At 67.7% G+C, this 14,469-nt stretch carries 14 protein-coding genes and 1 pseudogene; 14 read left to right on the plus strand and 1 reads right to left on the minus strand.

All coding sequences use genetic code 11. The annotated features are described in order from the left end of the window. Positions 1-10 precede the first annotated feature (10 nt). From H0U68_RS11265 to nagZ, 13 genes are all read left to right on the plus strand, one after another. The gene (locus H0U68_RS11265; RefSeq protein WP_296355587.1) at positions 11-490 is read left to right on the plus strand and encodes a hypothetical protein; all 480 of its coding nucleotides are present in this window, start codon (positions 11-13) and stop codon (positions 488-490) included. After that, positions 487-1,125, plus strand: coding sequence for an RNA polymerase sigma factor RpoE (gene rpoE / locus H0U68_RS11270; protein ID WP_296355589.1), 639 nt, complete (start codon positions 487-489; stop codon positions 1,123-1,125). Before H0U68_RS11265 ends, rpoE begins: the two co-directional genes overlap by 4 nt. Positions 1,126-1,148: 23 nt before the next feature. After that, positions 1,149-1,751: a sigma-E factor negative regulatory protein gene (locus H0U68_RS11275; protein ID WP_296355591.1), complete on the plus strand. Its 603-nt coding sequence runs from the start codon at positions 1,149-1,151 to the stop codon at positions 1,749-1,751. Positions 1,752-1,769: 18 nt separating this feature from the next. Further along, positions 1,770-2,789, plus strand: a complete 1,020-nt coding sequence (locus tag H0U68_RS11280) for a MucB/RseB C-terminal domain-containing protein (RefSeq protein ID WP_296355593.1) — start codon at positions 1,770-1,772, stop codon at positions 2,787-2,789. A 90-nt stretch (positions 2,790-2,879) separates the two neighbouring features. After that, positions 2,880-4,370 carry a DegQ family serine endoprotease gene (locus H0U68_RS11285; protein WP_296355595.1) on the plus strand — a complete coding sequence of 497 codons (1,491 nt, stop codon included), beginning with the start codon at positions 2,880-2,882 and terminating at the stop codon, positions 4,368-4,370. 511 nt (positions 4,371-4,881) lie between these two features. Next, a complete protein-coding gene (gene lepA, locus H0U68_RS11290; RefSeq protein ID WP_296355598.1) occupies positions 4,882-6,693 on the plus strand; it encodes a translation elongation factor 4 in 1,812 nt (603 codons plus the stop codon). Further along, entirely contained in the window at positions 6,693-7,661 is a 969-nt protein-coding gene (lepB, locus tag H0U68_RS11295) for a signal peptidase I (RefSeq protein WP_296355611.1), read from the plus strand. The genes lepA and lepB overlap by 1 nt, the downstream gene beginning before the upstream one ends. A gap of 12 nt (positions 7,662-7,673) precedes the next feature. Continuing rightward, positions 7,674-8,030 (plus strand): DUF4845 domain-containing protein, encoded by a 357-nt coding sequence (locus tag H0U68_RS11300; protein ID WP_296355600.1) that lies wholly within the window; start codon positions 7,674-7,676, stop codon positions 8,028-8,030. A gap of 7 nt (positions 8,031-8,037) precedes the next feature. Further along, on the plus strand, positions 8,038-8,721 hold the full coding sequence (rnc, locus tag H0U68_RS11305; RefSeq protein ID WP_296355601.1) for a ribonuclease III: 684 nt from the start codon (positions 8,038-8,040) through the stop codon (positions 8,719-8,721). A gap of 107 nt (positions 8,722-8,828) precedes the next feature. Next, positions 8,829-9,707 carry a GTPase Era gene (gene era / locus H0U68_RS11310; RefSeq protein ID WP_296355613.1) on the plus strand — a complete coding sequence of 293 codons (879 nt, stop codon included), beginning with the start codon at positions 8,829-8,831 and terminating at the stop codon, positions 9,705-9,707. A 13-nt stretch (positions 9,708-9,720) separates the two neighbouring features. After that, positions 9,721-10,467 (plus strand): DNA repair protein RecO, encoded by a 747-nt coding sequence (gene recO / locus H0U68_RS11315; RefSeq protein ID WP_296355604.1) that lies wholly within the window; start codon positions 9,721-9,723, stop codon positions 10,465-10,467. Then, positions 10,464-11,240, plus strand: coding sequence for a pyridoxine 5'-phosphate synthase (locus tag H0U68_RS11320; protein ID WP_296355605.1), 777 nt, complete (start codon positions 10,464-10,466; stop codon positions 11,238-11,240). The genes recO and H0U68_RS11320 overlap by 4 nt, the downstream gene beginning before the upstream one ends. Then, a complete protein-coding gene (gene nagZ / locus H0U68_RS11325) occupies positions 11,237-12,328 on the plus strand; it encodes a beta-N-acetylhexosaminidase (protein WP_296355607.1) in 1,092 nt (363 codons plus the stop codon). Before H0U68_RS11320 ends, nagZ begins: the two co-directional genes overlap by 4 nt. 293 nt (positions 12,329-12,621) lie before the next feature. On the opposite strand, the gene lysS is transcribed toward nagZ, so the two are convergent. Continuing rightward, positions 12,622-14,154: a lysine--tRNA ligase gene (gene lysS, locus H0U68_RS11330; RefSeq protein ID WP_296355609.1), complete on the minus strand. Its 1,533-nt coding sequence runs from the start codon at positions 14,152-14,154 to the stop codon at positions 12,622-12,624. 100 nt (positions 14,155-14,254) lie between these two features. On the opposite strand from lysS, the pseudogene H0U68_RS11335 reads away from it, so the two are divergent. Then, positions 14,255-14,469 (plus strand): annotated as a pseudogene (locus H0U68_RS11335) (virulence factor MviN); the annotation flags it as partial.

The raw sequence follows: 14,469 nt of genomic DNA on the forward strand, positions 1-14,469 counted from the left end.
ATCGCTTTTCATGCACAGCGCCCCATCGGTGACGTATCCGGTGGGGCGCTGCCGCTTTGCGGCCGGCCTGGCAGTGGGCATCTGGCTGGCTGGTGCGCTGGTGCTGGCCGCCTGGCTGGCGCAGACGCCTGGGCCGGGATGGCGGCACGGCATTGCCGCGGCGGCGCTCGCCTTCGCGGCGGTGTTCGCCTGCGCCGCGTGGCTGCGCGGTGCCCGGGGCACGCTGGCCTGGGATGGCGGGCAATGGTGGTGGGAGCCGGCGCGCGGCGCCGCGGCCGCGCCGCAGCAGGCCGGCGAGATCCGCATCCGGCTCGACCTGCAGCGCTGGCTGCTGCTGGCGTGGCAGGGCGAGCCCGGCGGGCCGAACTGGCTCTGGCTGGAGCGCAAACGCGCGCCGTTGCACTGGGATGCGCTGCGCCGTGCGGTATATTCGCGCGCCAGGACCGAAGGCCCGCAGGGGCGAGACGAGCAGCCTCCGGCCGAACCATGACAAAGACGCCCCCCGCCCCCGCCGCCGAATCCGGCGAGACCGACCTGATGCTGGTGCATCGCACGGTGGCGGGCGACCAGAAGGCCTTCGAGCTGCTGGTGATCAAGTACCAGCGCCGCATCGAGCGGCTGATCGGGCGCATGGTGCGCGACACCGACCTGGTGGAGGACATCGCGCAGGAAACCTTCATCCGCGCCTACCGCGCGCTGCCCCAGTTCCGCGGCGACGCGCAGTTCTATACCTGGCTCTACCGCATCGCCGTCAATACCGCCAAGAAGACGCTGGTCGATCTCAAGCGCGACCCGCTGGTGTCCGAAACCGCCTTGCGTGGCAACAACGCGGATGAGGACGAAACTTCCGGCGTGGAGAACGAACTAACCACCGCGGAAACACCGGAGACGGTGCTGGCCGCCAAGGAAATCGCCGCCGCGGTCAACTCGGCCATGGAGGCGTTGCCCGAGGAATTGCGCCAGGCGGTGATGCTGCGCGAGATCGAGGGCCTGAGCTATGAGGAGATCGCGCAGATGATGAATTGCCCGATCGGAACGGTGCGGTCGCGGATCTTCCGCGCCCGGGAGGCCATTTCGGCCAAGGTCAAGCCCCTGCTGGAAAACCAGTCGGGCAAGCGCTGGTGACGGCAATGCGGCAAGGTGATGGTATGGAAACGATGCACACGCGCGAACTGATTTCGGCACTGGCCGACGGGCAGCTCCAGGGCGATGATTTCGCCCGGGGCGTCCAGGCCACGGCCGCCGACCCGCAGGCCCTGGCCGCCTGGCAGGACTACCACCTCATTGGCGACGTGCTGCGCTCGAGCGAGCTGGCAGCATCCTCTCCGTCGGCGGCCTTCCTGGCCCGCCTGCAGGTCCGGCTGGACGCCGAAGCACCATTGCAGCCGGAGCGCCCTATCCCGGCCGATGAACAGCCGCCGGCCTTCGACCTGCGCCGTGCGCCGGCCAACGAAGCCTCGATGCGCTGGAAGATGGTGGCCGGCGTCGCCTCGCTGGCGGCAGTCGCCGCGATCGGCTGGAACGTCGCCGGCCCGGGCAATGCGCCGGGGCAGGGTCAGTTTGCTGGCCTGGCGCCGCAGGCTTCCGAGGGCGTGATCGCCGTGTCGCGCGAAGGCGCGAGCGGCCCCATGATCCGCGACGCGCGGCTGGACCAGCTGCTTGCCGCGCACCGCCAGTTCGGCGGCGCGATCGCGCTGCAGGCGCCGGCCGGTGCGCTGCGCAACGCGACCTTCGAGGCGCCCGCCCGCTAAGCGACAGCACACGCCCCCATGCTCCTCCTGCGCAGCGCCACTCCCGCCTTTTCCCGCACCACGCGGGGCCTGCTCGCCTTGTGGGCCTGGGGCATCCTGGGATTGGCGTCGGCGCAGACCACGCTGCCGGCGCAGCAGGCCAAGCCGGCCGAGCTCAGCGTCGGCGACTGGCTGGTGCGCATGCACCAGGCCTCGCGCCAGCGCAGCTACGTCGGCACCTTCGTCATCTCCTCCAGCAGCGGCGCCATGTCCAGCGGCCGCATCTGGCATGCCTGCGACGGGCCCTTGCAGGTCGAGCGGGTGGAGTCGCTGACCGGCGCGCCGCGCTCCACCTTCCGCCGCAACGACGAAGTCGTCATCTTCGTGCCGGAAAGCCGGGTGGTGCGCACCGAGAAGCGCGAGCTGCTGGGCATGTTCCCGGACCTGCTGAAGTCCAGCGAAACCACCGTCCCCGATTTTTATTCGGCGCGCCGGCTGGGCACCGACCGCGTGGCCGGCTTCGAGGCCGAGGTGGTGCAGCTCACGCCCAAGGACAACCTGCGCTTCGGCTACCGCATCTGGAGCGAGCGCAAGAGCGGCCTGGTGATGAAGGTGCAGACGCTCGACGGCGACAGCCGCGTGCTCGAGCAGGCCGCCTTCTCCGAACTGCAGCTGGACGCGCCGGTGCGCGCCGACAAGCTGGCGCGCATGATGGCGCCGCCCGAGGGCTGGCGCGTGGAGCGCGACGAAACCGTGCGGACCACGGCAGCCCAGGAGGGCTGGGCATTGAAGGCCGCGGTGCCGGGCTTCAAGCCGATGAGCTGCTTCAAGCGGCCGGCCGAGGGCGTGATGCAGTGGGTGTTCTCCGACGGGCTGGGCGCGGTGTCGCTGTTCGTGGAGGCCTACGACGCCCAGCGCCACGCGCAGGAAGGCATCTTCGCCAGCGGCGCCACCAACACGCTCACGCGCCGCATGCAGGACTGGTGGCTTACGGCCGTCGGCGAGGTGCCGCCGCAGACGCTGCGCGCCTTCGCGCAGAGCCTTGAGCGCCGCAAATAGATCCCCATCTGCAGCGGCATGCCCGTTCGGTTCGGGCCGCGCCGCCTGCTGCGGTGTTTTTTCCTGGTAGTCCCCGTGAAAGGTCGCGAAATGTCTCGCATCGATTGGAAAGCATGGCGTGCCTATGCGCTGGTGGCGGTGCTGGCCGTCGCCGGTACCGTGGCGCTGATCCCGGCGCGCCCGGTGGTCGCGCAGTCGGCCCCGCAGCCGCGCTCGCTTCCTGACTTCTCCGAGCTGGCCGAACAGGTCGGCCCGGCCGTGGTGAACATCCGCACCGTCGAGCGCGTGCGTGGCGGCGGCGGCTCCTCGTCAGGCCAGATGGACGAGGAGATGCAGGAGTTCTTCCGCCGCTTCTTCGGCGTGCCCGCGCCCCAGACGCCGTCGCCGCGCAGCCCGCCGCGGCCCAACCGGCCGGCGCCCGAGGAGGATCAGCCGCGCGGCGTGGGCTCCGGCTTCGTGCTCACGCAAGACGGCTTCGTCATGACCAATGCGCACGTGGTCGAGGGCGCCGACGAGGTGCTGGTCACCCTGACCGACAAGCGCGAGTTCAAGGCGAAGATCATCGGCGCCGACAAGCGCAGCGACGTGGCCGTGGTGAAGATCGAGGCCACCGGCCTGCCGTTCGTGAAGATGGGCGACGTGAACCGCCTGAAGGTCGGCGAGTGGGTGATGGCCATCGGCTCGCCGTTCGGCCTGGACAACAGCGTGACGGCGGGCATCGTGAGCGCCAAGCAGCGCGACACCGGCGACTACCTGCCGTTCATCCAGACCGACGTGGCCATCAACCCCGGTAACTCGGGCGGCCCGCTGATCAACATGCGCGGCGAGGTGGTGGGCATCAACAGCCAGATCTACTCGCGCTCGGGCGGCTTCATGGGCATCTCGTTCGCCATTCCCATCGACGAGGCGATCCGCGTGTCCGACCAGCTGCGCGCCACCGGGCGCGTCTCGCGCGGGCGCATCGGCGTGCAGATCGACCAGGTGACCAAGGACGTGGCCGAGTCCATCGGCCTGGGCAAGCCGCAGGGCGCCCTGGTGCGCAGCGTGGAGTCCGGCTCGCCCGCCGACAAGGCCGGCGTGGAAGCGGGCGACATCATCACCAGGTTCAACGGCCAGGCGATCGAGCGTGCTTCCGACCTGCCGCGCATGGTGGGCAACACCAAGCCGGGCGGCCGCGTGACGCTGACCGTGTTCCGCCGCGGCGGCTCGCGCGACCTGCCGATCACGGTGACGGAGTTCGAAGCCGACAAGCCGGCGCGCCGCGCCTCCGCACCCGAGGAGAAACCCAAGGCATCCTCGCCGGCGGCGCAGTCGCTCGGTCTGGCGGTCAGCGACCTCACCGACGCGCAGCGCAGGGAGCTGAAGATCAAGGGTGGCGTGAAGGTGGACGCCGTCAGCGACGCCGCGGCGCGCGCCGGCATCCGCGAGGGCGACATCATCGTGGCGATCGGCAACACCGAGATCGGCAGCATGCGCGAGTTCGACGCGGTGGTCGCCAAGGTGGACAAGAACAAGCCTATTCCAGTGCTGCTGCGCCGGGGTGAACTGGCCACCTACCTGCTCATCCGGCCGGCCCGCTGAGCTGGTTTCGGCCCGGAAAGCCCCAAGCCCGCACTCGGGTTTGGGGCTTTCCTGCCTCAGCGGTGATGAAAAAAGACAGGGCCGCAGATCTTTTTGGGCCGGTCCATTTGCCCCGGGTTTGTTTGCGAGCACTAACTTAAAATCAGGCTAACGACATTTTTCGATAGAATCTGCTCGGCAGTCTTCCCATTCGCCGCATATCGGGGAGGCCAAGCACCACGATGCGGGATGGGCTGCGGTGGTTCCGGGCGCATCCACAGATCGCCCACATGTTGTCCCAGTACCGGCCCAGACAGTTTGTGAATAAGCTGTGAATACTTTTCTCGTTGCGACCCTGCAACGGCCCCTGGCCGGAGCCCTTGCGTGTGTACGTCCGGGGCTTTTTGCCTACAATGAAGTTCCAACTATCGCAGTTGCCATAGATTGTTGGTTTAGGGCGCGTCACATTGAGGGCGCGCCCTTTTTTCTGGGCGCTCGCCATTTGAATTCAATCACTTAAGCGTCCCCCTTGATGAATCACATCAGAAACTTTTCGATCATCGCGCACATCGACCACGGCAAATCCACGCTGGCCGACCGCTTGATCCAGCGTTGCGGCGGGCTCTCCGATCGCGAGATGGAAGAGCAGGTGCTCGACTCGATGGATCTCGAAAAAGAGCGTGGGATAACCATCAAGGCACAGACCGCATCGCTGGTCTACAAGGCGCGCGATGGACAGATCTACAACCTCAATCTGATCGACACACCGGGCCACGTCGACTTCTCGTACGAGGTCAGCCGCTCGCTCTCCGCATGCGAAGGCGCGCTGCTCGTCGTCGATGCGAGCCAGGGCGTGGAAGCGCAGACGGTGGCCAACTGCTACACCGCGCTCGACCTCGGTGTGGAGGTGGTGCCGGTGCTGAACAAGATGGATCTTCCGCAGGCCGACCCCGATCGCTCGAAGGAAGAAATCGAAGACGTGATCGGCATCGACGCGAGCGCCGCGATCCCGTGTTCGGCCAAGACCGGCATGGGCATCGACGAGATCCTCGAGGCCGTCGTCGCGCGCATTCCGGCGCCGCGCGGCAATCCCGACGGGCCGCTGCGCGCCATGATCGTCGACAGCTGGTTCGACACCTACGTCGGCGTGGTGATGCTGGTGCGCGTGGTGGACGGCCGGCTCGCCCGCGGCGACCGCATCAAGCTGATGGCGACCGAGGCCACCTACGAAGCGAACCAGCTGGGCGTGTTCACGCCGGGCAACGCGCCGCGCGAGTCGCTCTCGGCGGGCGAGGTGGGCTACATCATCGCGGGCATCAAGGAACTGCAGGCCGCCAAGGTGGGCGACACGGTCACGCTGATCAAGCCGGGCACCGGCGGCGCGGCATTCACCGCCACCGAGGCGCTGCCCGGCTTCAAGGAAATCCAGCCGCAGGTGTTCGCGGGCCTGTACCCGACCGAGGCGAACCAGTACGACTCGCTGCGCGACAGCCTGGAGAAGTTGAAGCTCAACGACTCGTCGCTGCGCTACGAGCCCGAGGTGAGCCAGGCGCTGGGCTTCGGGTTCCGCTGCGGCTTCCTGGGCCTGCTGCACATGGAGATCGTGCAGGAGCGGCTGGAGCGCGAATTCGACCAGGACCTGATCACCACCGCGCCGAGCGTGGTCTACCAGGTGCTGAAGAACGACGGCGAGCTCACCATGGTCGAGAACCCGGCCAAGATGCCCGAGCAGGGCAAGATGCAGGAGATCCGCGAGCCCATCGTCACGGTGCACCTGTACATGCCGCAGGAATACGTGGGCCCGGTGATGACGCTGGCCAACCTGAAGCGCGGCGTGCAGATCAACATGGCCTACCACGGACGCCAGGTGATGCTCACCTACGAGATGCCGCTCGGCGAGATCGTGCTGGACTTCTTCGACAAGCTGAAATCGGTCAGCCGCGGCTACGCCAGCATGGACTACGAGTTCAAGGAGTACCGCGCGTCCGACGTGGTGAAGGTGGACATCCTGCTGAACGGCGAGAAGGTCGACGCGCTGTCCATCATCGTGCACCGCAGCCAGTCGCTGTACCGCAGCCGCGCGGTGGTGGCCAAGATGCGCGAGATCATCAGCCGGCAGATGTTCGACGTGGCCATCCAGGCGGCCATCGGCGCCAACATCATCGCCCGCGAGAGCATCAAGGCGTTGCGCAAGAACGTGCTGGCAAAATGCTACGGCGGCGACATCAGCCGCAAGCGCAAGCTTCTCGAAAAACAAAAAGCCGGAAAGAAACGCATGAAACAGATCGGCTCCGTCGAGGTGCCTCAGGAAGCGTTCCTGGCCATCCTCCAGGTCGAAGAATGATGCCCTTGCTCACGGCCGCGGTCCTCGCGGCTTTCGTCGGCTACGCCGGCGCGTGGTACTTCGAGCTGCTCGAAGGCAACTTCGCGCTGCTGCTGTTCATGGCCACCGTGGTCACCGGCCTGTACTGGCTGGCCGAGCGCCTGTACTTCCTGCCCCGGCGCCGGCAGGCCGCCGCGGCCATGGAGGCGAACGCGGCGCAGCGCCGCGCGCAGCTGTCCTCGCGCGGCATCGCCAAGGTGGACGAGCCCGACCTGGGCGAGGCGCGCCAGCGCATCCTGATGCAGCCCTGGTGGCTGGACTGGACGGCCGGGCTGTTCCCGGTGATCGTGGCGGTGTTCGTGCTGCGCTCGTTCCTGTTCGAGCCGTTCAAGATTCCTTCGGGCTCGATGATTCCGACGCTGCTGGTGGGCGACCTGATCCTGGTGAACAAGTACACCTACGGGCTGCGCCTGCCGGTCGCCAACACCAAGCTGACCGAGGGCACGCCACCCGCGCGCGGCGACGTGATGGTGTTCCGCTACCCGCCCAAACCCAGCCTGGACTACATCAAGCGGGTGGTCGGCGTGCCGGGCGACGAGGTCGCCTACTTGAACAAGCGCCTGACCATCAACGGCCAGCCGGTGAGCAAGCAGCAGCTGCCCGAGTACTTCGACGAGGACGCGATGCGCTACTTCAAGCACTTCGAGGAAGTGCTTGGCACCAGGCGTCACCGCATCCTGAACGACGACGAGCGCCCGGCCTTCGTGCCCGGCGTGGAGGACTATCCCTTCAAGCAGAATTGCCGCTACAGTGTCGAGGGCGTGACCTGCAAGGTGCCGGCCGGGCACTATTTCGTGATGGGGGACAATCGCGACAATTCGCTGGACTCGCGCTACTGGGGGTTCGTGCCGGACCGCAACATCGTGGGCAGGGCCTTCCTGATCTGGATGAACTTCGGCAACTTCAAGCGCATCGGCGCATTCGACTAGAGGGGGACACGCATGAAACAACACCTTCCGAGAAAACGGCAGTCCGGCCTTTCCTTCCTCGGCCTCATGTTCGTGATGGTCGTCCTGGCCGGCGGCGGCGTGCTGGCCGCCCAGGTGTTCCCCACCTTCATCGAATACCAGGCCATCCTCAAGGCCACCAACAAGGCCGCCGCCGGCAACACGGTGCCCGAAGTGCGCAGCATCTTCGACAAGCAGGCCGAGATCGACGACTTCAAGGCCATCTCCGGCAAGGACCTGGACATCACCAAGAACGGCGACAAGGTCGTGGCCTCCTTCGCGTACAACAAGGAGATCCACATGTTCGGCCCCGCCTTCCTGCTTCTCAAGTACTCCGGGCGTTCCAAGTAGGCTGCACGTGGATGAGGCGCTCGCGGCGCTGCAGGCGCGCCTGCAGCATCCATTCTCCGATCCCCGCCTGCTGGCGCGCGCGCTCACGCACCGCAGCGCCTCGGCCGAGCACAACGAGCGGCTGGAATTCCTGGGCGACTCCGTTCTCAACCTGTCCGTCGCGGCGCTGCTGTACGACCGCCTGAGGGCCATGCCCGAAGGCGACCTGTCGCGCGCGCGCGCCAACCTGGTCAAGCAGGACACCCTGCACCGCCTGGCGGTCGACCTGGGTCTGCCGCAGGTGCTGCGCCTGGGCGAGGGCGAGTCCCGCTCCGGCGGCCAACGCCGCCCGTCCATCCTGGCCGACACGCTGGAAGCGGTGCTCGGCGCGGTCTACCTGGACGCCGGCTACGGCGCGGCCGAAGCCCTGGTGCGGCGCCTGTTCAAGGACGTGGACATCACCCCCGAAATGCCCGCCGTGGCCAAGGACCCCAAGACCGAGCTGCAGGAGTGGCTGCAGGGCCGGCGCATGAAGCTGCCGGTCTACCGCGTGGTGGGCACCGTGGGCGCGGCGCACAAGCAGACCTTCGAAATCGAGTGCGACGTGCCGGAACTGGGCGTCGTCGAACGCGGCATCGGCACTTCCCGGCGCGCCGGCGAGCAGACTGCCGCGACAGCGGTGCTGGCGGCGCTGAAAGCGAGCGGCAAATGACCGAACCCACAGAACCGACCGAACCGACAGAACCCATCGAACAACCGCCCGAGCCGGCCGGTGCATCCGCCGATCCCGCGCCGGGCGCGCCCGTCCAGCGCTGCGGCATGCTGGCTATCGTCGGCAAGCCCAACGTGGGCAAATCCACGCTGCTCAATGCATTGGTAGGCCAGAAGATCAGCATCACCTCGCGCAAGGCGCAGACCACGCGCCACCGCATCACCGGCATCCGCACGGTGGGTGAGGCGCAGTTCGTGTTCGTCGACACGCCCGGCTTCCAGACGCGCCACGGCTCGGCGCTGAACCGCTCGCTGAACAAGGCCGTGACCAGCGTGCTGGGCGACGTGGACCTGGTGCTGTTCGTGGTGGAGGCGGGCAGCTTTGCGCTGGCCGACGCCAAGGTGCTGTCGCTGCTGAAGCCCGGCATCCCGGCGCTGCTGGTGGCCAACAAGCTGGACCAGGTGAACCGCCGCGGCGAGCTCGCGCCCTGGCTGCGCGACATGCAGCAGCGGCACGATTTCGCCGAATTCGTGCCGATGTCGGCCAAGAACCCCAAGGACGTGGAGCGCCTGTTCGGCATCTGCGGCAAGTACCTGCCCGAGCAGCCCTGGTGGTATGCCGAGGACGAACTCACCGACCGCAGCGAGAAATTCCTGGCCAGCGAGATCGTGCGCGAGAAGCTGTTCCGCCTGACCGGCGACGAGCTGCCCTACACCTCCACCGTCATCATCGACAAGTTCGGGGAGGAGCCGAGTCCCAAGCACGGGCGCATGGTGAAGATCGCCGCCACCATCGTGGTGGAGCGCGACGGCCACAAGGCCATGGTCATCGGCGAGGGCGGCGAGCGCCTGAAACGCATCGGCACCGAGGCGCGCCAGGAGCTGGAAAAGCTGATGGGCGCGAAGGTGTTCCTGGAGCTGTGGGTGAAGGTGCGCTCCGGCTGGGCCGACGACGAGGCGAGGGTGCGCAGCTTCGGCTACGAGTGATGGATACGCCGCGATGAAGCGCATCGGCGACGAACCCGCCTTCGTGCTGCACCGCTACGACTGGAGCGAGTCCAGCCTGATCCTGGAAGTCCTCACGCGGCATTACGGCCGCATCGCGCTGGTGGCCAAGGGCGCCAAGAAGCCGAGTTCCAACTTCCGCCCGGTGCTGCTGCCGCTGCAGCTGCTGCACGTGGCCTTCGGAGGCGACGCCGAGATCCGCACGCTGAAGTCCGCCGAATGGGTGGGCGGCCAAGCCATGCCGGGGGGCGAAGCGCTGCTGTCGGGCTACTACCTCAACGAATTGCTGCTGCGCCTGCTGGCGCGCGACGACGCGCATCCGCGCCTGTTCGACGCCTATGCCGCCGCGGTACGGGTGATCGGCGGCGAGCCCGGCGCGGCGCTGCAGCCGACGCTGCGCGCCTTCGAGCTGCTGGTGCTGCGCGAAATCGGCCTGCTGCCCACATTGGACATGCAGACGCTCACGCTGGCGCCGCTGGTGCCCGATGCGCGCTACAGCCTGCTGCCCGAAGCCGGCCTGGGCGAGGCGCGCGAGGGCGACGACGGCCGCGCCAGCCTGCAGGCCGGGCAGTGGCTGGAACTGCAGCAGGCGCTGGACGACCCCGCGCCTTTTGCGGCATTGCTGCCGCGCACGGCCGCAATGCCGGAACTCAAGACCCAACTGCGCGCGCTGCTGCACTACCATTGCGGCGTCTCCACCCTGCGCACGCGGCAGATGATGATGGACCTGCAGTCACTATGACCCACCAATCCCAACGAACGGCGCTGTCGGTCAACCTCAACAAGGTGGCCCTGGTGCGCAACACCCGCCACCTGGGCATTCCGAGCGTGACGCGCGCCGCGACCCTGTGCCTGCAGGCCGGCGCGCAAGGCATCACCGTACACCCGCGCCCTGACGCGCGCCACATCCGCCCGCAGGACGTGCACGACCTGGCCGCGCTGCTGAAGAAGGACTGGCCGGCCATCGAGTTCAACATCGAAGGCAATCCGTTCCACAACCTGATGGAGTTCGTGCGCGCGCTGCGGCCGCACCAGTGCACCTTCGTGCCCGACGGCGAAGGGCAGTTCACCAGCGACCACGGCTGGGAGGCGGCCAGCATGGACGGCCTGAAGCCCCTGATCGCCGAATGCAAGGCGCTGGGCGTACGCGTCAGCCTGTTCATGGACCCGGTGCCCGAAGCCATGCCGCTGGCCAAAGCCATCGGTGCCGACCGCGTGGAGCTGTACACCGAACCCTATGCCGCCGCCTGGGGCACGCCGCGCCAGGCCGAGGTGCTGCAGCGTTTCGCCGATGCCGCGCGCGCCGCGCAGGCCGCGGGCCTGGGCGTGAATGCCGGCCACGACCTCAACCTGTCCAACCTGGGCGACTTCCTGCTCGCCGTGTCCGGCGTGCGCGAAGTGTCCATCGGCCACGCGCTGGTGGCCGACGCGCTCGAACTGGGGTACGCGCAAACCATCCGGCGCTACCTCGCCGCGATGCCGCAAGCACCTCAAAAGAAAGACTCCGCCTCATGAGCGAACAACAACACGCACTGGCCATCATCGACGTGGCCGGCCTCACGCTGACCGACATCGACCGCGAACGCCTGGCGCATCCGCTGGTGGGCGGCATCATCCTGTTTGGTCGCAACTGGAAGAGCCGGGATCAGCTGGTGCAGCTGTGCGCCGAGGTGAAGGAGGTGCGCGAGGACCTGCTGATCAGCGTGGACCACGAGGGCGGGCGCGTGCAGCGCTTTCGCACCGACGGCTTCACCCGCCTGCCGCCGATGCGCGCCTTCGGCGAGCTGTGGATGAATGACGGCGGTGGTGTCCCTGGCGCCGGCGCGCTGGCGGCCGGCAACGCGGCCACCGCGGCCGGCTACGTGCTGGGCGCCGAGCTGCGTGCCTGCGGCGTGGATTTCAGTTTCACGCCGGTGCTGGACCTGGATTACGGCGGCAGCGAGGTGATCGGCGACCGTGCCTTCCACCGCGACGCGCGCATCGTGAGCGTGCTGGCCAAGAGCCTGATGCACGGCCTGCTGCAGGCCGGCATGGGCAACTGCGGCAAGCATTTCCCCGGCCACGGCTTCGTAGCCGCCGACTCGCACCACGAGATTCCGGTGGACGGGCGCGACCTGGAGGCCATTCTGGGCGACGACGCGCTGCCGTATGGCTGGCTCAGCACCGCCATGAGCAGCGTGATGCCGGCGCACGTGATCTATCCCAAGGTGGACCCGCGCCCCGCCGGTTTTTCGCGCCGCTGGCTGGAGGACATCCTGCGGCGCCGCCTGGGCTTTCAGGGCGCGATCTTCAGCGACGACCTGAGCATGGCGGGCGCGCGCCTGATCGAGGGCCGCGAGGTGAGCTATACCGAAGCGGCGATGGCGGCGCTGAATGCCGGCTGCGACCTGGTGCTGCTGTGCAACCAGTCGGCCAGCGACGGCGGGCAGGCCATCGACGAACTGCTGGAAGGTTTGGAGCAGGCGCGCAAGGTGGGCAAGTGGCGACCGAGCGAGGCTTGCGAGCAGCGGCGCCTGTCCCTGCTTCCTTCGATGGCGCCGCTGTCTTGGGATGCGTTGATGGGGGAGCCGCGGTATCTGCAGGCTTTGGATCTACTGCCCTAATTTTCTCTCGTTGCCTGGGTGGCAGCGGCCGGCGGCCGGGGTGGGCCAGGCTCCGGGATCACGCTCGCGGGCGGCTGCCCTGGCGCTCGAAGATCTCGTCGTCAACGCCGCTGTGCCGTGCTGCCTCTGTAGCGACCGCGAATGGACCCTGCGCCTGGCCCACCCCGACCGCCGGCCGTACGGGGCATCTTCGCGCTCGACTGCCCCTCACCCAACCCTCTCCCCAGTGGGGAGAGGGAGGAAAAACGGAGCGAGAGCTACCACTGCCCGATGCCCCCCAAGCAGGCGAGCGACTAAGCCTCCCTGCGCAAAGCAGGAAACAGGATCACGTCCCGAATGCTCGCACTGTCGGTCAGCAGCATGATCAGCCGGTCGATCCCCAGGCCGCAGCCGCTCGTCGGCGGCATGCCGTATTCGAGGGCCCGCACGAAATCGTGGTCGAAGAACATGGCTTCGTCGTCGCCCGCGTCCTTGGCGTTCACCTGCGCCAAGAAACGAGCGGCCTGGTCCTCGGCGTCATTGAGCTCCGAGAACCCGTTGGCCATCTCGCGGCCGGTGATGTAGAGCTCGAAACGCTCGGTCACTTCGGGCCGTTCGTCGTTGGCGCGCGCCAGCGGCGAGATCTCGGTGGGATGTTCCATGATGAAGGTGGGCTGCCACAACTGCTCCTCCACCGTCTCCTCGAAGAACAGCACCTGCAGGCCTGCCAGGGTGCGCGCCGACAGGCGCTGCTTTTCCTCGCTCATGCCGATCTTCTTCAGCGCCCCGACCAGCCACTCGCGGTTGTCCACGTTTTCGCCGGCGTCGCTGTGCTTCAGGATGGCTTCGCGGATCGTCATGCGCGCGAACGGCGCTTCCATGTCCACCGGCTTGCCGCCATAGGACAGCTGCAGCGTGCCGACGGCGTTGCGCGCCGCGTCGCGCACCACCGCCTCGGTGAAGTCCATCTGGTCGCGGTAGTTCCAGTACGCCGCGTAGTACTCCATCATGGTGAACTCGGGGTTGTGGCGCACCGAGATGCCTTCGTTGCGGAAGTTGCGGTTGATCTCGAACACGCGCTCGAAGCCGCCCACCAGCAGGCGCTTCAAATACAGCTCCGGCGCGATGCGCAGGTACATCTCCTGGTCCAGCGCGTTGTGGTGGGTGACGAACGGCCGCGCGTTGGCGCCGCCTGGAATCGGGTGCAGCATCGGCGTTTCCACTTCCAGGAAGCCGTGGGCCACCATGTACTCGCGGATGCCCGAGATCGCCCTGCTGCGCGCCACGAAGCGGCGCCGCGCGTCCTCGTCGGTCATCAGGTCCACATAGCGCTGGCGGTACTTGACCTCCTGGTCGGCCACGCCGTGGAACTTGTCGGGCATCGGCCGCAGGCTCTTGGTCAAGAGGCGGATCGACGTGGCATGCAGCGACAGCTCGCCGGTGCGCGTCTTGAACATCTTGCCCTCGGCGCCCAAGATGTCGCCCAGGTCCCAGTGCTTGAAGGCGGCATAGGCCTCTTCGCCCACCGCGTCGCGTGTCACGTAGATCTGGATGCGGCCGTCCTGGTCCTGGATGGTGGCGAAGCTGGCCTTGCCCATCACCCGCTTGAGCATCATGCGGCCGGCGATGCGCGCCACGTGGCCTTCGGCTTCCAGCTGCTCGGCGCCGGCTTCACCGTGCTGGCGGTGCAGGTCGGCAGCCTTGTGCGTGGGCTTGAAGTCGTTGGGGAACGCCACGCCCTTGCCCTGGGCCTGCGCCTCGCGCAGCGCGCGCAGTTTCTCGCGGCGCTCCGCGATCAGCTGGTTCTCGTCGGCGGCGGGCGGCGGTGCGTTCTTGTTGTCGGACATGCGAAGGGGCAGTGGAGTGAAGGGCGGGCGAAACCGTCGATTTTAGTTGCGGCGGCCCTGCGCGCCCGGCGCAATGACGCGGCCCTCGATAATCCCGGCCATGTTCCTCAAAGCCGGCGCGGTCTCGCTTGCCCTGCTGCTCGCCAGCCGCCTGCTGGGGCTGCTGCGCGAATCGGCGCTGGCCGCGGCCTTCGGCGCATCCGGCCTGGGCGACGTCGCCGTGCTGATGCTGACCCTGCCGGACTGGATCGTCAGCGTGCTGGTCACCGGCGCCCTGGGCTACGTGCTGTTGCCGGCCTGGGCCCAGGCCGATGC

It is taken from the genome of Ramlibacter sp., from assembly GCF_013697775.1.
GTDB lineage: Bacteria > Pseudomonadota > Gammaproteobacteria > Burkholderiales > Burkholderiaceae_C > Ramlibacter.